This is a genomic window from Piscinibacter sp. PDB5-1 (genome assembly GCF_056676035.1).
Genome location: NZ_JBWVZL010000005.1, coordinates 522,702 through 543,090 on the forward strand (window position 1 = coordinate 522,702; position 20,389 = coordinate 543,090).

Below are 20,389 nucleotides of genomic sequence, written 5' to 3' on the forward strand. Positions count from 1 at the left end.
CGCCTCCGGCGAGCCGCTCATGTCAAACGTTAGGCGTCTATGCGCAAACTCGAACAACTGATTGACCGTGCCGACCCCGCCCTTCCGCTCGTGCAGGAGTGGATATCTGCAGCGCCGCAACCCGTCGAAGTGCTTGAGCCATCTGTGGCGCGAGGGGACGTTTTAGTTGGTCTACGGGTGACGACCAGATCGCCGATGGGTGCTATCGCGTATGAAACTGGGGGAGTCCTTGTGGCCAACGGATGGCTGAGGTTCCTTGGATCTGGGCACCCAAGGTTGAAGAGAAGCCTCGCGGACTGGAGTGTTGATCGAGCGTCTGCTCACTTGCTCATCGCAGATGATGCCGTTGGCGGGTTCTTCTCCTTAAACGGTGGGGCGTTTGGCGGCGACACCGGAACCGTCTACTACTGGGCGCCTGATACGCTGAAATGGGAACCGCTAGGGCTCAGTTACTCTGGGTTCTTCCGCTGGGCGCTGAGCGAGAAGCTGGACAAGTTCTACGAATCGCTTCGGTGGCCCGGTTGGGAGTCAGAAGTGGCAAGCCTGAATGGTGACGAGTGCTTTAACTTCTATCCATTTCTGTGGACGAAGGAGGGTTCTGTGAGTTCGAGCTCTAGAAAGGCGATCGATGTGGCCGAGCAATATGCCCTCAACACTCAACTTCTCAGCCGCATTAAAGGAGACGCCTAACCATTCCATCGAGCGGATGTCCAACCGGCTGCGCCGGTCGGCCACCGCTCATGTCAAACGTTAGACATCGGCCGATCGAAAGCGGTGCCATGCGAGAAGAAGCGTGCCGAGTTCTTCGTGAGCTGTCCGTCCGTTGGCGGCCAGCGCTCCGGCTGAGCAGGTTCACCAAGTGGTTTGGGGGCAGCGGTGCGTCATCGATACTTCCGATCCATGGCAGCGAAGGGTTTGCCCAGTCGGCAGGGCTCGCGTTAACGGGCCATGCGAGCCGGTCGCTGTCTAACCATTCCATCGAGCGGATGTCTCAAGGGCTGCGCCCTTGTGCCACCGCTCATGTCAAACGTTAGATATCGGCCGAAGGAAAGCGGTTCCATGCGTGCAGAAGCGCGCCGAGTTCTTCGTGGGCTGTCCGTCCGTTGGCGGCCAGCGCACCGGCTGAGCGGGTTCACCGCGCGCTTTGCGGGCAGTCGCGCTTGCGGGAAACTTGGAAGCCGAGGCAGCGAAAGGAACGGGCCGTTCAATCGGTCTGCGTGGCGCTGGTTGTTGGGCCAAGCGAGCCGGGCGCTGTCTAACCATTCCATCGAGGGGATGCCTTGCCGGCTGCGCCGTCAAGCCACCCCTCATGTCAAACGTTAGACATCGGCCGATTGAAGGCGGTGCTATGCGAGCAGAAGCGTGCCGAGTTCTTCGTGGGCTGTCCGTCCGTTGGCGGCCAGCGCACCGGCTGAGCGGGTTCACCGGGTGCTTTGCAAGCAGCGGCGCGTCAGCGAAACTTCTCAGCCAAGGCGGCGAACGGTTGGCGCAGTCTGCGTGGCTCGGGTTATCGGGCCATGCGAGCCGGTCGCTGTCTAACCCTTCCATCGAGCGGAGATCAACCGGCAGGCCGGTTGCTCCCGCTCATGTCAAACGTTAGACATCGGCCGAGGAAAGCTGGTGCCATGCGAGAAGAGACATGCCAAGTTCTTCGTGGGCTGTCCGTCCGCTGGCGGCCAGCCCACGGGCTGAGCTGGTTCACCAGATGCTTTGCAAGTAGCAGCGCGTCAGCGAAACTTGTCAGCCAAGTCAGCGAAGGGTTGGCGCAGTCTGTGTGGCTGGGGTTAACGGGCCATGCGAGCCGGTCGCTGTCTAACCCTTCCATCGAGGGGATGTCTTGCCGGCTGCGCCGTCAAGCCACCCCTCATGTCAAACGTTAGACATCGGCCGAGGAAAGTCGGTGCCATGCGAGCAGAAGCGTGCCGAGTTCTTCGTGTGCTGTCCGTCCGTTGGCGGCCAGCGCACCGGCTGAGCGAGTTCACCAGGTGCTTTGCAAGCAGCGGCGCGTCAGCGAAACTTCTCAGACAACGCAGCGAAAGGTTGGCGCAGTCTGCGTGGCTCGGGTTAACGGGCCATGCGAACCGGCCGCTGTCTAACCATTCCATCGAGCGGATTCGCCTTCGGCGAACCGCTCATGTCAAACGTTAGGCGTCAGGCGGTGTCAGGAAAAGCGAAGCATGGATACACATCGACAAGAAATCGCAGAGTACCGTCTGGCGCTTGCCAAGAGAGCCCAGCGGTGCAAGCAGGTCGGAAGTGCTTGCGCTGTTGTCTTCGGCTCCTGCCTAACCGCTGCATATCTGTACGGCCCATCTAATGGCTGGCCTTGGCTACTTGGTGCACTGGCATTCTTCTTTGCCAGTCTCGTTTCTCTTTGCGAGGGGAATCACGCTGAGATCATGTCTGCTATACAAGCGGTTCCAATTGCGACCACGCTACTGAGCAGAGACGTCGATGCAGAGAGACCGGCTACTGAAGGTGGGCGAAATGACGCCTAACCATTCCATCGAGCGGATGCCCAACCGGCTGCGCCGGTCGGTCACCGCTCATGTCAAACGTTAGGCGTCCTTAGCCATGTAACGAAACTGCGCGAGACGGAGTGCAGGTTCTGTTCTGGCGCCGAAGCAAGGAATCCAGTGATGCTCAAGCTCACGATCACCAACAGAAACAAGATCAATCCACGGTTCCTAGGAAAGAGTAACGTTCCTTGCATCTGCCGAATCGGCGCGGCGTTTGAGATCTTGTTTCCGCCACCCTTGCCCGGTTGGGAGGGCGTCATCAAGGAATGGAATCTGGATGAAATTACGACCCGCACAGAGATCGGTGCGGGTGGCACCTGGCTCTTGCATCAGTACGGCACGATCACCCTGGACCCGATTGACAGCAACGACTATGCGATCCTGCAACTATCCCTTTTTAGCCCGATGCTCGGCTGGAGAACTATCGTGATGAACGGCGAATATTCCGCGGAGCTCTACAGGGGAGATGAAGACAACTAACGAGAGACTGGTTCCGAGTGAAAGTGAAATCGGCATGGCTTCAGCCTCGCGGTCTACGCTCTGATGCGAGATGACGCCTAACCCTTCCATCGAGGGGATGTCTTGCCGGCTACGCCGTCAAGCCACCCCTCATGTCAAACGTTAGGCCTCCTAAGCACAGGTCACAGTCCATGCGCACATTCTTCGTCGCTGCAATTCTTCTCGTCGCTTCGGGTGCCATGGCGGCGCCCAGTAAGAGTCGCGTTGTTTCCTCGGGCTTATGCGAACAGCCTAAGCCGACCGCACACTATGCCCAGCCGCAGTCCACGGCGGGGTATGCCACTCTCGGCGATCTCGTGATAACAAAGCAAACCGAAGTCGTGCCACTCTGAAAAGGAATCGGTTTCGGCTTCACCTGGAGAGCCGAAGGCCTGCCGAGCGTCGTGAAGGTTGTCTACTTGATTGAACACCCACTGATCACAAGGCCGGACGGCAAGCAACTGCGATCGTTCGAAGAGTCGATGGAGCACGAGACGCGAGGTGGAGTGCTCGAAACGACCGATTGCTACATGCTGAGCGAGGATCACGAACTCGTAGCTGGCGAGTGGTCTATGACGATCCTCTACAACGGTTCGCCATTGGCCAAACGCACGTTCCGGGTCTTTCGTGAGCAGTAGGCCTAACCCTTCCATCGAGCGGATGACACAAAAGCGAAGCCTTTGTGTCCCCGCTCATGTCAAACGTTAGACGGCAGCTATCTTTCGATAGTTTCACTTCAAGAAGGAGGGGAAATGGGTTCGATCATCGTCGTGGTCATTGTTTACACCGTGCTGGTTGTACTTCCATTCAAGCTGGCCGCAAACTGGCTGGGTACTGATCGCTCAGACTGGGTGTCCTGCTTTGTTGCGGTGTTGGTGGCCGGCATTCTGGGTGGTGGCCTATCCGGGATTCTTGGCGGAGGAATGGGGTGGGCATTCTTCGGCGCAACACAAGGAATCTTGTCGTTGGCGATCGTCGCCATGATCTCTGGTCTCACTAACAAGTTTGTACTAGGCACGACCTTCATGCGAGGTGTAATGGTCACGGTGATTGGTGCTCTTGTGATCCCGGGTGTGTTCGTCGGTGCTTTCTTTATCGCAACGAAGTCAGCCGTCTCTTAGTCGAAATGCGTGACTTCACTTGACCGAACGTGCAGCGGTCTAAGCCAAGGGTAGTGCGATGCGGGTGACGAAAATGCTGGTTCTCATCTTGGTACTTGGGCTTCTGTACGGTGCGAGGCTCATCAATGAATCGCTTATCGTGCTGCGGGCAACTGAGCTGGCGCAGCAATACAGCAAGACTCCCTCCGCGAAAGTCGGTGGGGGTGACGCGTCGCTTGGTGAAGCATTCTTGCTACTGGGACTCGTTGTAGCGACAGCAGTGGAGCCCACGACGCTGAATGGCGTTGTCCGTGAGGCTACTTTCACGCTGATCTTTGGCTGCATCTTGATCGTTAGCGCAACTCTCGGCCTCGGCCTACTCCTGAGGGCTCACATCAAGTCGGGAAAAAAATCGGCCCTCGAAGGTGCAAGGCGGCGTAGAAGGTCAAACCTATGAGTGCTTTGAGGCCGCTGCCGTCTAACCCTTCCATCGAGCGGAGATCAACCGGCAAGCCGGTTGCTCCCGCTCATGTCAAACGTTAGGCATGCGTATGCTCAATGACACGGGCGAAGTCCTCTTAAAACTCATCAACCGGCTTGCTGAAATTGATGATCGCGATCGAGAGTCTCGCGCAAGACGAATCGTCTGGGCCTCTCAGCACCAACCTCATCTTTCTTGGTCTCTTGGAACCGTCGAGGCAATGAGGCTCATGGCAGAAGCCCGAGAAACCTATGTGTTTGGACAATACATAGCTTGCGTCATGCTGGCAACGGCCTACATTGAGCACACCCTGGTCAATAGACTTCAAGTCGCCGGGCACGTCACCGGATCGCCGTCGTTTGCACAGGCAATTCGTATCGCCAAAAAGAAAGACTTGTACCAAAGCGATTTACTCGAACGCTGTGACAAGCTTCGGGAGATCAGGAACCCATTTGCACACAAGCGTCCAAACACCGATCCAAAGACACTTGGGAATCGCTACTTAGCAGAGCGCAAGCATCCTCAGCTAGTCCTTGAAGGAGATGCGCAGGAGGCACTAGCTGTCATGTACAAGTTCTTTTCTCCTTTGCCCGCGCATGCCTAACCCTTCCATCGAGAGGGACGTCCAAGGGCTATCGCCCTCGGCCGCCCCTCATGTCAAACGTTAGACATCGGCCGAGGAAAGTCGGTGCCATGCGAGCAGAAGCGTGCCGAGTTCTTGGTGGGCTGTCCGTCCGTTGGCGGACAGCGCACCGGCTGAGCGAGTTCACCAGGTGCTTTGCAAGCAGCGGCGCGTCAGCGAAACTTCTCAGCCAGGGCAGCGAAGGGTTGGCGCAGTCTGCGTGGCTCGGGTTAACGGGCCATGCGAGCCGGCCGCTGTCTAACCATTCCATCGAGCGGATCCGCCTTCGGCGGCCCGCTCATGTCAAACGTTAGACGTCAGAAGCGGCGAGCCCACCAATGCAGCGTGCCCATGCCTACGCCGTGCTCGCGGAGCACCTTGACCGCCTGAGCAAGTTGCCGAGCCAGCAACTGGAGCAGCATGTGGGCGCAAAGCCCATCGAACTTGCTGCGCAAATCGAAGCAGAGGAACTGAACCTAGAGTTCGTTGTCACGTGGGCAAACAAGGAGCGGTGTGCCCTACACATTGAAGGCACAGCGAGAGGGCCGAGTTCTTGGCGGGTCGAGTACCTCCGCGAGAGTATTTCAGTGCCTGTGGCGAAAACACCATCCGAAGCGGAAGGGGGCAAGTAGTGGGAGCGATCGAGGACCACAGGTCGGTGTGTGAAACACTGACGTCTAACCATTCCATCGAGCGGATTCGCCTTCGGCGAACCGCTCATGTCAAACGTTAGAACTCAGTTCGCCGCAGAGGCCGCGCCTTCGAGAAGCAACGAATGAAGCGAAGAGTTCTAACGCCGCCTGTGGTGTGCTTCGGCACCACCCAGCGGCTCGGTGCATCGAGCGGGCCTCCACTGTCGGTGGCTTCGGTCGGCATGCCGCACTGGTTGGCGCGGGCTGTCCGTCCGTTGGCGGCCAGCGGGCATAACGCTGGTAATCGAACCTATCGGTTTGTCGAGCGTGCGGGTTCAAACTCTGGTTCGTCTGCAGGCAGCTCCCTGCGGCTCCGGCCACAGAGTTCTAACCACTCCATCGAGCGGACTCGCCTTCGGCGAGCCGCTCATGTCAAACGTTATACGTTTGCTTCGCGTCACCAAGGTTGTCCTGCGCATTGAGGTCGTCGTGAGTCAAGCCAACACGGAAGCGGTCAACGTTCAGGCACATCGCAGCACCGAGCGGCTCGCGCCGTTCAGTGGCGTTCGCGGGTTGGTCGGTTCATCGGGCGCGCGCAGAAGCCGTGCTTTCTTTCGGCTCGTGGCAGTGAAGTGCTTGCCACCACGCAACCGGCCTTTCAGAGTTCGCGGTGTGCCAAGCTTCGTTCAGCAGCGTGGGCAGGTCATGGTCAGTGCTGGTCATGGGCCTACGCATAACAAGTCCATCGAAGGGACATGCCCCGGCAAGCCGGGTCATGCCCTTCATGTCCAACGTTAGGCGTCTCACGAGATGATGAAGTGCAGGGCATTTGAGTTCGCAGCCGAAGTTGATCGGCAGATTGAGCAGCTCACAACAGAGGAGCTTCTTCGCCGCCAGGGCCGAAGCAAACGTTTGCAGGAAGAGTTGCTCCCGATCAGTCGCCTCGCCTTGCACCTGAAGCTACCTGGCTTGAATGTCCAAGTTGAGGGCTTCGAGAACGATGGGCCGGTTGATGGAGCGATATCGATTTCGGGCTTCTATTCGGATGAATTCAATGTCGAAGTGACGTGCTCGCACAGCTATGAGGAGTCGTTGAGAAGAGAGCTTCTTGTTTATCGAGGCGTTGTCCCGGGGGCTGGGCCCATCAGTCGCAATAAAGAAACGGGGAAAGTTGAAGCGCAGATGGCAACTGTGAGTGCCTGCCCTGAGCACTGTGTTTTGGATGTCGCACGCATCGTGAAAGAGCTCTTCGAAAAAAAGGCCAAGAAGTGCTACCCAGAAAAGACGGCACTTCTCATCGCCTTCGACAACGTGTCGATCTACCGAACCGAACTTTGGGGCGCGCTTCTAGCCGCGATTGATGCAGATGGTGGTGTCAGAGGAAGCAAGTTCCGCTGGGTGTACCTCTTCAACTGTGCCAACAATGAGATCACCCAAGCCGCCTAACCATTCCATCGAGCGGATGTCCAACCGGCTGCGCCGGTCGGCCACCGCTCATGTCAAACGTTGGGCGTCACTCGACGCAGCGTTCACCCGATCATCAATTTCACAAGACGATGGCCTCTCCCGATACCGATACCAACGAAGCCCCGATCGACATACCGAAGCGACTCGAGGCCGCCAAGCTCGGGATGCTGGTCCCGCGGGCTATCGCCCACACACTGGACGTCGCTCTCATCATCTGCTTCTTCATGCTGTTCCAGCGCCTCACCGGCCTCGGACGAGAAAGAAGCGATGGTCTGTTTTTGCTAGGCTGCGTCGCAGCGCTCAGCTACTTCCTGGTATGTGAGTGGCGTTGGGGAAAGACACTCGGAAAGCGAGTTCTTGGGCTTGCTGTAGTGGATCGCGACGGGCGACCAATCTCCTTCGGCCAATCTCTTGGCAGGAACCTACTTAGGCCATTCGAGGCAAGCTTGGGGCCAATCTGCTTCGTTGGTGCCGCATTTATCCTTTTCACGAAAGACAGTCAGCGACTCGGAGACCTCTTGGTCGAATCGTTTGTCGTTCCCACCTCGCTTCTCAGGCAGCCCAAAAGCGGTTCGGCAAGGTGACGCCCAACCATTCCATCGAGCGGATGTCCAACCGGCTGCGCCGGTCGGCCACCGCTCATGTCAAACGTTAGAACTCAGTTCGCCGCCAAAGTCGTGCCTTCGAGAAGCATCAAATGAAGCGAAGAGTTCTAACGCCACTCCCGGGGCGTTTCAGCACGATCCAGCCGTCCGGTGCATCGAGCGGGTGTCCCCCAGCGTTGGCGTCGATCGGCAGGTCGCACCGGTTGGCGTGGGCTGTCCGTCCGTTGGCGGCCAGCGCACATAACGTTGGCAATCGAACCTATCGGTTTGTCCAGTGTGCTGGCGCAAGCCCAGGCGCGTTTGCCGGCAGCTCTCTGTGGCTTCGGCCACAGAGTTCTAACCATTCCATCGAGCGGAGATCAACCGGCAAGCCGGTTGCTCCCGCTCATGTCAAACGTTGGGCGTCAGCGGAGTCCGAAGTGGTTGTTCGCGCGGTGTTGATCCAACAGCGTGCCGCTGGTGGCAGCGCAGGAAGTCAGAAGGTTGAGGCCGCCGCTATCGCGGGGAGAGGCGATTGAGGTCAATCGCGAGGCATCGGTGTCAGGCGAGCGGGCGGTGGCAAAGGGCCGCGGTGGCTGCTGCCCAGAGCGGTGGCCGTTGGGGGCCGCCGACGCCCAACCATTCCTTCGAGCGGACTTGCCTTCGGCAAGCCGCTCAAGTCAAACGTTAGACATCAAGAACCATGATTCACAGGCGAACATTCTGTCTCTCAATCGGCACCCCATTTTTGGGCAATCCAGCGAGTGCCCAGGCCCCATCAAAGACAAATTTGGGAGCAATTCTTCTGAGTGAAGTCACTGGTCATCCCGCTAGAGCCTTTTCGACGCAAGATTTTGGTCGCGAGAAGTACTTCAAGGCACGGTCGGTGCTGGTGCCAATGAAGAAGGCAGAGGCCCTTCTTCCCACACTGAGAGAGAGGCTGCCTCAAGGTTTGATCGCCTTTGTTGGCACTATGAACAGCTTGGCAGAGCCGGAGCCAGATGGCGTTGAGCTCGTAGTTGCAGAGGGGGATGACCAGTTCGAAATTCTTCGTGTCGCGGCAACCGACGGTGTCAATCATGGGCTCAACACCGAAGCCATCATCGCTGAGCTGAGGCAGTGGGATCGAGTGCTTGGAATCGACATCTGGCAGGCGTCAACCGATGTTGTCTCACTTCGACTGAAGTCACTCCCCAAGAACGTCGACGCGTTCTCTAGGCGCGTCTATAAGTTCTGCCCCGATATCGTCGATCAGGGATTTGGGGATGTCGGCAAGCTAACGCGGCACATCGCTACAAAGAAATCTGTATATCTGTGGTGGGGCTGATGATGTCTAACCGTTCCATCGAGCGGATGCCAAGCCGGCTGCGCCGTCTTGTCCCCGCTCATGTCAAACGTTAGGCCTCTGAGCATGCGCACTGAAGAAGAGCACCTTGCCTCCCTGCGGGCGCTCCTGACGCAGCAGATTCTTGATCCGATTGAGTACGTCAACACCGTCCGCGGGAAGTCGCTCAGGCAAGAGTTCAAGAAGTTGGCTTCGCGCATGGAAAGCGGAGACGAACTGTGGGAGTGGGAATGGTGGAGCACGGGCGCGCCAAGGAACTCTTATTCCTTGGGTTGGTGCATTGTTCGACAAGGCGTTGCTATCGCATCGCACTGCCACTCGTCTTCATAGCTGCGGCCGCACAATGTCGCGCTACGTTGTGAGGCCTAACCATTCCATCGAGTGGACTCGCCTTCGGCGAGCCACTCATGTCAAACGTTAGACCTCAGTGTTGGGCCAGGCAGCGTGCCTTCGAAAGCAGTGCGAGTTATGCAAACGGTGCTTCATCAAACGACCGCGCGATTCGGCCAAACCTGGCGGTCTCGCGCTTCGTGCGGGCATCCACTGATGGCGGCTTCGCTGGGCAGGTCGCAGCGGTTGGCGCGGGCTGTCCGTCCGTTGGCGGCCAGCGCTCGTAACGTGGGTCATCGGGCCTATCGGTTGGTCGGCCGTGCTAGCTCAAACTTCGGCTCGTCTGCGAGCATTCCTCTGTGGCTTCGTCCACAGAGGTCTAACCCCTCCATCGAGCGGATTGGCCTTCGGCGAACCGCTCATGTCAAACGTTAGGCGTCACGCACAACAGCCTCTTCACATGCAATCCAAGCCGAAAGCCAAGACCCAGCCGTTGCAACTTTGGCGGGAGCGGAATCAACAGGTTTTTGAACTGTTTCTTCCCGAACTGGCAGCTCATCTCGGTCGAGAACAGGACGAAGTTCGAAGAGCCGGCATCTTGGGCGCTGAGTTCCCCTATCAGCGAGTTCGGGTCTACTACGGTGATGACCCGGCCACATGCGATTCAGTGTTCGACTTTGGATTCGCTTTTCCGGTGATCTCGCCAAAGAGAGAGGCGATTGCGGTGTTTGCGCAGAACGCTGGCTACTACGCGTTCAATCACCTCTGCACAGTCGGTTTGAGAACTAGTCGCCGAGCCCGCAAGGAGAAGGTTATATGGGGAGTTGCCGACTGGTGGGCGCATCTAAAGTCTGGCAACGAAGGATGACGCCTAACCCCTCCATCGAGCGGATGCCAAGCCGGCTGCGCCGTCTTGTCCCCGCTCATGTCAAACGTTAGGCGTCATGCATGCAACCTGAATTGCACTTCCACGTAGAAGTCTTCGCTCCGAACGGGTTGGTCGGAATCGAGCGGTTCCTGCCGGAGTGCCACCTCGGAGTCGCGACACGAAAGTCGGGATTTAATGGCCAGGTGATCTTGGTGCTGGATGGCCGAACTGACGACTTGGAACTCTCAATGGACCCTTCAACGGAAGACACGATGCACGGGTCGGGCTACATCGCGTGCGAGCCAGAGCTTGCTTGGGGGCGGTTGATGTCCCTCTCCCACGCTCTAAAGAGAGCCGGCTTCCCACATTGGATAGGGATGGATGACGATCAAGCCGGCAGCGCATACCTGTTTTGCCATGGGTGCTCATGGTCAGGAAACCCGAGGTGGAATGCCGCCTAACCATTCCATCGAGGGGATGCCCAGCCGGCTGCGCCGGCCGGTCACCCCTCATGTCAAACGTTAGCAATCACGGAGCACATCTTGAGAACCGGCAACTTCATAAACCTAGATGCGGAATTGCTCGACAAGCCCGTGTATCGGATCATGTCAATCTCTCGCGTGCTCCAGGCGTTACAAGAGGAGACGCTCGTTCTAGTAAAGCCAAAGAAGTGGGATGACCCGTTCGAGAACGCATTGCTCGCATCTGCTTTTGAGACGTCCGACGGCGAAACAACTACTTTCGCTGCGAAAGAGTCTGTCTATGGGCAATGCTGGACGCTTCATCGCGAAACAGACGCCATGTGGAGAATCTATTCGGCAAACAAAGATGGTGTGCGCATCACGTCCACACCACGCAAGCTACTAAACGCTCTTCAAAAGAGCGATCCAAAATACAACAAGGTTCGTTGCTTCCTAGGGCGAGTAAATTACCTCTCTAAAACCGATCTTCTTGAAAAACTCGGCGGTATCGAGCTTCTGAGAACAGATGGATCGGGCGTCGCTGAGTCTCTTCTATACAAGCGAAGAGAGTTCATTCATGAACGCGAAGTGCGTCTCATCTACTGCGGGCCCGATGGGCAGTGCACAAGTGATATCTACCCATTCGCCATCGACACGAACGACGTCTTTGAAAGGTTGACCTTTGACCCGCGGATGGATCCTGAACTTAGAACTGCCTACAGGCTTGCGTTCAAGGCAAAAGGCTATACCGGAAAGATAACAACTTCCACTCTCTACAAGCCGCCGGAAGGCCTAGTGTTCAAGCTGTGATTGCTAACCATTCCATCGAGCGGACTCGCCTTCGGCGAGCCGCTCATGTCAAACGTTAGGCGTCGAAGCGAGATTCCCTACTTTGGTCGCCGCATCTTGAGGTCTGCGATATGGAGCGTCAGCATCTCGTGTGCTTGAGAAGCAAGACCATGCACCGCACCAAGTGTTTCCTCTGACTCAATGCCCTTCCTGAAGCTGTCCGCCACAGACTCAAGCTTGTGGTTGACCATCAACCAGGCTTGTGTATTTGGTCCGTCCGACAGATGAAGGATGGGGACTGTCCTCATTACCGCCGCAAGCATATCGAACTGTTTGCTCGTGAACTCGCGAAGAGCTGTCCGACCAGAAGGCTCCGTCGAGGCGCGGAGACGATCTATTGCATCCATAAGAGCTGCAACCGATCGTTCGATGATTGCTGCCAGAATCGCTATGGTCTTGGCCTCTTCGTCCAAAGCTAGCTGATGCTGCCGTCGCTCGCTGGCTCGTTGCAGCAATACGGGAATCGCAATGGCTATACCGATGGCGACAATCGAGCCAATCGCCTGCATCCACCCGGACCACTCTGCCTTGGTCATGCACGCTGCCCAATGGTCGATAGAGAGCAAACAGTACTCGGGAGTTGGAGTGGTGGGAGACGTAGATTCCATAGGGTTCCCCATATTAGTTATGACGACAGACGGCAGAATGTAATGCTGTATACGACGCCTAACCCTTCCATCGAGCGGATTCGCCTTCGGCGAACCGCTCATGTCAAACGTTAGGCATCGCATATGGAAGATCCTGTCTCACTAACGCTTTGGGGGAGAGTGAATCCCGAGTGGAGGCAACAGGCGCTCTCCTTCGTGAGAGATCAGCTTGTCTTCTCCTCCGAGATAGAACTCCGCAAAGCCGTGTCTGAGGCAGTACGAACGGAAAGGAGCATGCAAATTTCCGCCCCATTCGGCTACGAAGAGATTCGCGCCCTTGCAGCTTCCGCTAGCCCAATTTTCTCCGATCTAACTTTTTGCCAAGAAAGCTATTCGCCAACGCCCAATCCGGAGGGCGGATTCTGCGAAAAGCACAACTTTCACTTCGGTGGCTGTTTGGGCTGCCATCTATGCTCTGGCTTCTATAGAGCCTAGGCACTCCGCTACTCCAGAGATATGAAGCCCTGGCAGTGCACTCCCTGCGCGGTAGCGATGCCTAACCCTTCCATCGAGGGGATGTCTTGCCGGCTGCGCCGTCAAGCCACCCCTCATGTCAAACGTTAGACCTCAGTGTTGGATTGGGCAGCGTGCCTTCGAAAGCAGTGCGAGTTATGCAAACGGTGCTTGATCAAACGACTGCGCGATCCGGCCAAACCTTGCGGTCACGCGCATCGCGCGGGCATCCGCAGGCGGCGGCTTCGGTCGGCAGGTCGCAGCGGTTGACGCGGGCTGTCCGTCCGTTGGCGGCCAGCGCACGTAACGTGGGTCATCGGGCCTATCGGTTTGTCAGCCCTACTGGCTCACACTTCGGCTTGTCTGCGGGCATTCCTCTGTGGCTTCGTCCACAGAGGTCTAACCCCTCCATCGAGCGGATTCGCCTTCGGCGAACCGCTCATGTCAAACGTTAGACCTCAGTGTTGGGCCAGGCCGCGTGCCTCCGAAAGCAGAGCGAGTTATGCAAACGGTGCTTCATCAAAAGACTGCGCGTTCCGGCCAAACCTGGCGGCCACGCGCATCGTTCGGGCATCCACTAGGAGCGGCTTCGCTGGGCAGGTCGCAGCGATTGGCGCGGGCTGTCCGTCCGTTGGCGGCCAGCGCACGTAACGTGGGTCATCGGGCCTATCGGTTTGTCGGTCATGCTGGCTCACACTGCGGCTCGTCTGCGAGCATTCCTCTGTGGCTTCGTCCACAGAGGTCTAACCCTTCCATCGAGCGGATTCGCCTTCGGCGAACCGCTCATGTCAAACGTTAGACGCCATGAGATCCAAGATTGATGCCACTCAGCTAGCCCAAGCTCAACTGGGCGAGTTCGATTCCGAAGAGGGGCCGTTCGCCATTCTGGATGTTGAGGAACACGAAGTAGGTTGGGTCGTTTGGTGGCAAACAGCGCTCTGCGTTCGCACCGGTAATCCGAGCGACGGCCTGGAAGGTCACTCCCCAATTTTTGTGCCGAGAGACGGCTCACCTGTTCAGTTCATAAGCTATCTGAGGCTGAAAGAGGGTCTCCGGGCGTTTGAGCGTTGTGGTGACACACGAGCTACCGAACAAGCTGAAATTGAAATTTTGGTTGTGACGGATACAGCTCGGCGTGACGAAGCAGCCATTGCAGTGCGTGAGCACACGAAGCTCAGCCTCGGCAGGGCAAAACAAGAGCTGAACGCGTCGTCTTCCCCCGCACTCATCAAGATAAAGACGAGGAGCGTCGCAGACGCCGAATGTCTCGTTACCAAGCTAGAGAAATTCGGGTTTGTGTCGCGAGTCACCTATGGCGTCTAACCCTTCCATCGAGGGGATGCCCAACCGGCTGCGCCGATCGGTCACCCCTCATGTCAAACGTTAGGCATCGCATGGCACGCAACCGCGGTTCGCTTGAAGTGGCAGCAGGCAAGCTAATCTCCGCTATCCAGCACGAATGGAACGAGGAAGTTGGCAGGCCCGAGGCCACAGACAGCGAAGCGGTCATGCACTCATCACACGACTTGCTTCAGGCGGCCAAGTGCGGGTCTATCGCCGCAGTCGTTGGCACGGGGTCAGTGCGCGAGTTTCTGGGTAGCGAGTGGGTAGAAGCGCACCCGAAAGTCTTGCCGTTCATCGAGGCACTTGAATGCGCAGTTCCGGGCGAGCGCAATGCCTAACCATTCCATCGAGGGGATGTCCAGCCGGCTGCGCCGTCTGGCCACCCCTCATGTCAAACGTTAGGCCTCGCAGGTGTCGGCCAGTCTCTTTCGTTCGAACAAACATGCCAAATATTCTCGGAAAGCATTCCTCATCGAACAAGTGGCTGTCGCGGTTGGGCTATCTGTTGGTCCTGCTTGGGTTGCTGCTTTTCACGCCTGCAGCGGATCTACTCCCCGTGGACTTTTTGTCCCTGTTTCAGTCAGAGTCACGTAGAACCTACTTCCGAGTTGTTCCGCTGCACGGCGAAGCCTTTGCTATTCAACCCGTCTTCGTGGTTGGAGCGTTCCTTGTTCTTGGAGGCATCGTACTCATCGCAATAGCTCGGATCGGCGGAAGGTGCGCCAAACCATGAACGGCTTGTTCGACAACGCTGATGTCGCGCTTCGTAAACCTGAAGAACGCCTGTGCCCCAGGCATCCAAAGGCGAGGCCTAACCATTCCATCGAGCGGATGCCAAGCCGGCTGCGCCGTCTTGTCCCCGCTCATGTCAAACGTTAGGCATTCCTGGTGACAACCTCGCCTCGCATCCTTTGGTGGCTATCGCTGCTTGTCGCGGTCGCGTTTCCATTCGCCGCGCATCAGCTTCTGCTAGAGGCGGGAGGGGTGTTCATGGAAAGCATCTCAGCCCGGAACTATTCAGCCTTCACGCTTGCCGTTACAGCCATTGCGGGAATGGCGCTGATCCTTCTCCTTCGCCTGCCAGATAGGGCTCCAGTCCTGCGCCGTTTTCTGCGAGTCCTTTTGTACCTAGGGTGTGCCTTGTGTGTGGCAATGCTCTTGGTGACCTGCTCGGTGACGACAAATTGCGAGCCCGATCCGGTTCAGCTGGCGAGTCCGTTTAAGAAGGCAGTTCCTTCTCTCCGCGTGGCTAGCGATTGCTCATGAGAAGAAAATGCCTAACCATTCCATCGAGCGGATGTCCAACCGGCTTCGCCGGTCGGCCACCGCTCATGTCAAACGTTAGGCATCAGATGAACAACTACGAAAGGCCAGCCTCCGTTGCGGAGCGACTGGTACAGCTTGCGAAGGTTCGGGACTTCTCCTTTCGACATACGCCAAAGGAGCTGGCCGATCGGTACTTGCAGGCTATGGTCGACTTTCGAGGATTGAGTGCCGATGAGGTCATGCAATTGGAGCGGGACCTCGGGGGTTCCTGTCCGGCGGAACTGCGAGCCTTCCTGTATCGGTTTGGCCGGAGCTATGGCAGGTTGTTCCGCGGTAGCGACGTGGCGTTTGCGCCAAATGATGTAAGGGAGCTTCGAGCGTCAGCTGATGAACTCCTCCGTGAAGCAGGAGAGAGCTTTAGCCTTACACCGGGTGATCTCGTATTCCTCATGCACCAGGGCTACACCTTCTGCTATGTACGGTTTGATGGTCAGGACGTTTCTCCCGTATATCAGTACATGGAAGGCGATGGGCCGCCACGCGTCGCCTCAAGTTCCTTCATGGACTTTGTTGAAGCAGAAGTGCAAGCGATGGAAGAGGTGACGCGCGAGTCACGAAAGCTTGGGGGTTACTTTCTGACGGTGTTTCCCGATGGTGGCGAGCATCAAGAGCATCCGGCGCTTGCCTCACGGATTCGACCAGTCGACGTGGGAGACACATTCGAATGATGCTCTTCATGGGGGGGCTGATGCCTAACCCTTCCATCGAGAGGACTCGCCCCGGCAAGCCGGGTCGAGCCTCTCATGTCAAACGTTAGGCATCCGATGCAACATCCATACTTTCATCGGTTCCAAAGCACGGGAGCGATGCTTGAGGCGGAGCGCGAACTCCTTGAGCTTGGTACCCACGCTGTCCCGATACTGATGACGCTCTTTGCCGGTGAGGCCCGCAATGAGTTCGGCGTTCCTTACCGGCAGCTTGGGCTCCCTCTTCGCTGCGCCATCGAAGTGGCTGGCAACTTGGGGCCAATCGCTAAGCCGTTAGAGCCGTTCTTGCGAGATGAACTCAAGAAGGGCGATCACATAGCCGCAATGGCTATGGGCTCGTTGGGATCGATCGATGCTGAGTCAGTTAGAGCACTCGCCGAATCGTTGGATGGCGAACTCGATCTTTCCATCGAATCGGCGCGTGCTCTCATTCGGTGCGGAGTGAGCGACAGCGCAGTCGTCCAAGAGTCCATCGCACGATCTGAAAGAGCTGCTGCAGCGCTCACCAGGGCTTCGTCGCGCTTGCAGCCGAGGAGATCGAATTGAGCGCTTCTCGCCAGATGCCTAACCCTTCCATCGAGCGGAGATCAACCGGCAGGCCGGTTGCTCCCGCTCATGTCAAACGTTAGGCATCAAGAGTGATAACAAGTCTTGCCACCATTGATTGGACGGCGATCGGCAGTATTGCCACCGCGCTTGCGCTCCTACTTGGCATCGGGACATGGCACTGGCAGCATCAGGCTCAGGTAAAGGGAGAGCGGCACACTCGTTCTGGCTTTGCTCTGGAGGCATGTTTGACCGCATATCGAGCCGCTCTTGGCCGGCTGGAAGATGGAAACAACGATCGAGTTACTTGGATCACCTCAGCCCGCATGATCCAGCGAGCCAACGAGCTTGCGGGGTTCGTCACAGAGCCACCTCATCGCGCGGCATTGGAGGTCGAGCGAGAGCAGATCCGGGACCGCGCTGCTGATGTGCTCGGGTATGACGACCCATCTAAGGGCGAATGGTTCTTCCGAGGAACTGTCGACCCTGAAACTACGCCGAAGGTCCACAAGCGGCGGAGCGTCGGACGTAACCGAACAGAAGAGCTCTCGCTTGATTCGATTGCCGTGGTCTATGAACTGGCATCCTTCCCCAAGGACTACGAGGAGCCGCTTCGTGGCCACAACTTCGATGAGAAGGTCGGAGTGGAAATGCGAGCTGGCTTTCCTGGCCTCTTCTCGTCCTTGGCGGACAAGCTCAGTCGCGAGCGGGCATCGCCGGGCGATGATGCCTAACCATTCCATCGAGGGGATGTCCAGCCGGCTGCGCCGTCTGGCCACCCCTCATGTCAAACGTTAGGCATCGGCATAGACTTTGAGGTTGTTGAAAAAGCATGCGGAGGGAAACATGGATTCAACGGTAGAAGCAGCCTGGATCGCGGGTGCATTTACTCTCGTGGGAACAGTAGCGACGCTTGTGTACACACATATCCGCGAAGGAAGGCCCTTCGAGCCCATCGCTAAAGAACTGAAAGATGCGTTCATCGGCCAGTGGCACGGAAAGATTGTGCAGCCACCATTGCAAGCCGATATGGAAGTCCGCTTAGATGCCAATCGCAAGAAAGTCATCGGAACCGCAGAGCTTCGATTCGAGTATGGCGGAGCAAACCGGCATTTAGTTCTAGATCTCGCCGGCGGCTTTCGAGGAGATCGGCTCTTGAAACTCGACTACACCAAGAAGACAAGGGATGGGTCGCTCCAGTTCGGCTCACTAATTGTCAAGCTCTCCGATGACGCGAAAGAGTTGTGCGGTCACTATGCTGGCTATGGCTCCATTACTGGACGCATAGTGTCTGGAGAGGTATCGCTCGCAAAGCGAGTTCCTTAGCCGGCCAATGCCTAACCCTTCCATCGAGCGGATGCCAAGCCGGCTGCGCCGTCTTGTCCCCGCTCATGTCAAACGTTAGGCCGCACGAATGACCACCGAAGACTTTCTGCGAGTACTTCTTGCAATCGACTTCCCAGAGAAGTATTGGTCTCTGTGCGATCGCTACTCATCCAGTCCAACCACGACCTACAACGGGCAAAAGGCAGAGGTTCTTTCTGCCTTCGAGTCGCTCGGCGTCAAGCCTCGCTACGACGGCCGAGATCGTTCATACGCCATCGAGACCGAAAAGATCGGTGAGGTGGAATGGAGCGCTTTGTTCGCAAAGCAACGCCATGGCCAAGAACTCATGATTTCAGGCGTAGGACCAAACGGCAGGGTTGGGTCGAACTTTGCGTCTTTGGCATATGACGCGAAGCGCCTTTCAGACCCTGGCTTCTCCAGAAGTCCGTTCTCCGGTCCACCTCCCTATCCGAGACCACAAGTAGCCGATTCAGCCGCACTGGCGGGGCTAGTTCAGGAATTCGTCGCACTCGTGCACGAGATAAAGGCAGCTCTTCGTGCGCGTGCTGCCTAACCCTTCCATCGAGAGGACGTCGCCCGGCAAGCCGGGCGCCGCCTCTCATGTCAAACGTTAGGCGTCTGATGAAACGAACCCAGTTCTTGGCGCATTTCTCGTTCCCGATGCTGGTAGCCTTGATCGGGCTTCTCCAATCGTTGCGCCACGAACCGCTGACTGGCGAGTTGGCTCTCACGCATCTCGCATGGGCGGCCTTGTTCTACGCCGCGCCCCACCTTCTTTGGGTAGTTGTCGCAGCGAGGGTCAAGCCTGCACTCTGGGTATGGCATGCAGGCCTTGGCGCCGCTTCATGTGCGTTGCTGGCGGTCGCGTCACTTTCGGTATGGGGGCCACGTGATCAATCAGGTTTGCCTTATCAGTGGTTCCTGTATTGGCCGCTTGCCGGCCTACTTCTGGCAATCGTCGGGGTTGGTTGGCTTCTGGCAAGGCGCCCACACTGCCGAGACGCCTAACCCTTCCATCGAGGGGATGGTCAACCGGCTGCGCCGGTTACCCACCCCTCATGTCAAACGTTAGACGTCTCACACCCTGAGCACCTGCTGTATGGATGACGCGAAATTCTCTGAACAGGTCGAGTGGTTCCATTGGCTCGCGAAGCAGCCCTTGGATCAAGTCGCACTGCAGGCTACGGAGGAAAACAGAGCGCGGGTGGCGCAGTACGTTGCCATGTGCCTCCCAGGGCATTCAATGCCCGAAAATCTGTCGCCTGAAGAGTTCGCTCGCTCCGTTCTTGACCTTAGAGAGAACCAGCGTGGCTGGAATCAGGCTCTCATGAAGGCTCTTATCGAAGCGGATGACTTGCATGCGGCGAAAGAGCCGAACGCTGCCGCAGCCTCTCTCCGAGCATTTTCTGAGTTGTGCCCGTGGAAGCTCTTTCAAGAAGTCGCCAGAGGCCAAGCATGCAACTACGAGCCTCAGTAGAAGTTGTGAGCACGCCGTATGCAGCGCAAAGCAACCAGACGTCTAACCCTTCCATCGAGGGGATGCCCAACCGGCTGCGCCGGTCGGTCACCCCTCATGTCAAACGTTAGGCGTCTGAAGGGAGCATCGAAGCCATGCTGAAGCAGTACGAAGAGATTGCTGTCCTTGAACAGGGCGATGATGGCGCTGTCGTCTCAGTGCGTGGCACGGGAGGGCCATCGGTTCTCCTGGGGCCTGTATATCTTGCACACCTGCATCACGTCGCTACTCAGGCAAGGCAAGAGCTAGCCAAAGTCCAGGCAGTCGGCCCGGTACAAAGTCTGGCGCTTCTATGTGCAGAGGTTCAAACCCTTCTCGCTACGCACCAAGAGGCTTGCAACAAGTACGAGGGCGGACTGTCCACAACAATGACACTGGCTAGGGCAATGGAAGAGCTTGCGGAGCTGCGGCGTGCACTCGGAAACCTCTAGATCTCATCGAAAGTGCGGGAAGGACTCCTTGGCGACTCCGACGCCTAACCCTTCCATCGAGCGGATTCGCCTTCGGCGAACCGCTCATGTCAAACGTTAGGCCGCACGAGATGACGCCTTGGTATATAGCGATCAGACCATTCAATCCCGACCTCAACACCGAGGAGTGGGCGAAGTACGTTGAGGCGTCAGGATTGCGCCAACTGCGCGAGCTGGTCACGCTTGACCAGGCACTCTGTCCGCCAATTTTGAGTGAGATAAGAAACGAGTACTGGTCGCACATAGTCAATGAAGACTTCATGCTTAACTTCTTCAC

General features: G+C 57.3%; 20 protein-coding genes. 19 read left to right on the forward strand and 1 reads right to left on the reverse strand.

The annotated features are described in order from the left end of the window. The first annotated feature begins 39 nt into the window (after nucleotides 1-39). The 10 genes from AC1KAT_RS21280 to AC1KAT_RS21325 all read left to right on the forward strand — a co-directional run bounded on the left by AC1KAT_RS21280 (nucleotide 40) and on the right by AC1KAT_RS21325 (nucleotide 11,717). A complete protein-coding gene (locus AC1KAT_RS21280) occupies nucleotides 40-690 on the forward strand; it encodes a DUF2625 domain-containing protein (RefSeq protein WP_480329167.1) in 651 nt (216 codons plus the stop codon). Between the two features lie 1,949 nt (nucleotides 691-2,639). Continuing rightward, nucleotides 2,640-2,999, forward strand: coding sequence for a hypothetical protein (locus tag AC1KAT_RS21285; RefSeq protein ID WP_480329168.1), 360 nt, complete (start codon nucleotides 2,640-2,642; stop codon nucleotides 2,997-2,999). A gap of 377 nt (nucleotides 3,000-3,376) precedes the next feature. Continuing rightward, a complete protein-coding gene (locus AC1KAT_RS21290; RefSeq protein ID WP_480329227.1) occupies nucleotides 3,377-3,655 on the forward strand; it encodes a DUF3859 domain-containing protein in 279 nt (92 codons plus the stop codon). Between the two features lie 114 nt (nucleotides 3,656-3,769). Next, nucleotides 3,770-4,138: a hypothetical protein gene (locus AC1KAT_RS21295; RefSeq protein WP_480329170.1), complete on the forward strand. Its 369-nt coding sequence runs from the start codon at nucleotides 3,770-3,772 to the stop codon at nucleotides 4,136-4,138. 524 nt (nucleotides 4,139-4,662) lie between these two features. Beyond that, complete coding sequence (locus tag AC1KAT_RS21300; RefSeq protein ID WP_480329172.1) at nucleotides 4,663-5,202, forward strand: hypothetical protein; 540 nt, start codon at nucleotides 4,663-4,665, stop codon at nucleotides 5,200-5,202. Nucleotides 5,203-6,662: 1,460 nt separating this feature from the next. Then, nucleotides 6,663-7,298, forward strand: a complete 636-nt coding sequence (locus tag AC1KAT_RS21305) for a hypothetical protein (protein ID WP_480329174.1) — start codon at nucleotides 6,663-6,665, stop codon at nucleotides 7,296-7,298. A gap of 110 nt (nucleotides 7,299-7,408) precedes the next feature. After that, the gene (locus tag AC1KAT_RS21310) at nucleotides 7,409-7,903 is read left to right on the forward strand and encodes an RDD family protein (RefSeq protein WP_480329176.1); all 495 of its coding nucleotides are present in this window, start codon (nucleotides 7,409-7,411) and stop codon (nucleotides 7,901-7,903) included. An 898-nt stretch (nucleotides 7,904-8,801) separates the two neighbouring features. Then, nucleotides 8,802-9,230 carry a DUF4253 domain-containing protein gene (locus tag AC1KAT_RS21315; protein WP_480329178.1) on the forward strand — a complete coding sequence of 143 codons (429 nt, stop codon included), beginning with the start codon at nucleotides 8,802-8,804 and terminating at the stop codon, nucleotides 9,228-9,230. Nucleotides 9,231-10,038: 808 nt separating this feature from the next. Then, a complete protein-coding gene (locus AC1KAT_RS21320) occupies nucleotides 10,039-10,446 on the forward strand; it encodes a hypothetical protein (protein WP_480329180.1) in 408 nt (135 codons plus the stop codon). A 542-nt stretch (nucleotides 10,447-10,988) separates the two neighbouring features. Then, nucleotides 10,989-11,717, forward strand: coding sequence for a DUF2971 domain-containing protein (locus AC1KAT_RS21325; protein WP_480329182.1), 729 nt, complete (start codon nucleotides 10,989-10,991; stop codon nucleotides 11,715-11,717). Nucleotides 11,718-11,794: 77 nt separating this feature from the next. Here the strand turns inward: AC1KAT_RS21325 and AC1KAT_RS21330 are convergent, their stop codons facing one another. After that, a complete protein-coding gene (locus tag AC1KAT_RS21330; RefSeq protein ID WP_480329184.1) occupies nucleotides 11,795-12,292 on the reverse strand; it encodes a hypothetical protein in 498 nt (165 codons plus the stop codon). Nucleotides 12,293-13,660: 1,368 nt separating this feature from the next. Here AC1KAT_RS21330 and AC1KAT_RS21335 point away from each other — a divergent pair. The 9 genes from AC1KAT_RS21335 to AC1KAT_RS21375 form a co-directional block, all read left to right on the forward strand. Then, nucleotides 13,661-14,179 carry a hypothetical protein gene (locus tag AC1KAT_RS21335; protein WP_480329186.1) on the forward strand — a complete coding sequence of 173 codons (519 nt, stop codon included), beginning with the start codon at nucleotides 13,661-13,663 and terminating at the stop codon, nucleotides 14,177-14,179. 71 nt (nucleotides 14,180-14,250) lie between these two features. Further along, complete coding sequence (locus tag AC1KAT_RS21340; protein ID WP_480329188.1) at nucleotides 14,251-14,538, forward strand: hypothetical protein; 288 nt, start codon at nucleotides 14,251-14,253, stop codon at nucleotides 14,536-14,538. A 1,014-nt stretch (nucleotides 14,539-15,552) separates the two neighbouring features. Then, nucleotides 15,553-16,194, forward strand: coding sequence for an SMI1/KNR4 family protein (locus tag AC1KAT_RS21345; RefSeq protein ID WP_480329190.1), 642 nt, complete (start codon nucleotides 15,553-15,555; stop codon nucleotides 16,192-16,194). A 195-nt stretch (nucleotides 16,195-16,389) separates the two neighbouring features. Further along, nucleotides 16,390-16,779, forward strand: a complete 390-nt coding sequence (locus AC1KAT_RS21350; protein ID WP_480329192.1) for a hypothetical protein — start codon at nucleotides 16,390-16,392, stop codon at nucleotides 16,777-16,779. Nucleotides 16,780-17,027: 248 nt separating this feature from the next. Further along, nucleotides 17,028-17,513: a hypothetical protein gene (locus AC1KAT_RS21355; protein WP_480329194.1), complete on the forward strand. Its 486-nt coding sequence runs from the start codon at nucleotides 17,028-17,030 to the stop codon at nucleotides 17,511-17,513. Nucleotides 17,514-17,625: 112 nt separating this feature from the next. Continuing rightward, nucleotides 17,626-18,105 carry a hypothetical protein gene (locus AC1KAT_RS21360; protein ID WP_480329196.1) on the forward strand — a complete coding sequence of 160 codons (480 nt, stop codon included), beginning with the start codon at nucleotides 17,626-17,628 and terminating at the stop codon, nucleotides 18,103-18,105. 88 nt (nucleotides 18,106-18,193) lie between these two features. Further along, entirely contained in the window at nucleotides 18,194-18,679 is a 486-nt protein-coding gene (locus tag AC1KAT_RS21365; protein WP_480329198.1) for a hypothetical protein, read from the forward strand. 546 nt (nucleotides 18,680-19,225) lie between these two features. Next, a complete protein-coding gene (locus tag AC1KAT_RS21370; protein ID WP_480329200.1) occupies nucleotides 19,226-19,603 on the forward strand; it encodes a hypothetical protein in 378 nt (125 codons plus the stop codon). 580 nt (nucleotides 19,604-20,183) lie between these two features. Beyond that, on the forward strand, nucleotides 20,184-20,389 hold a 206-nt coding region (locus tag AC1KAT_RS21375; RefSeq protein ID WP_480329202.1), incomplete at its 3' end, for a hypothetical protein.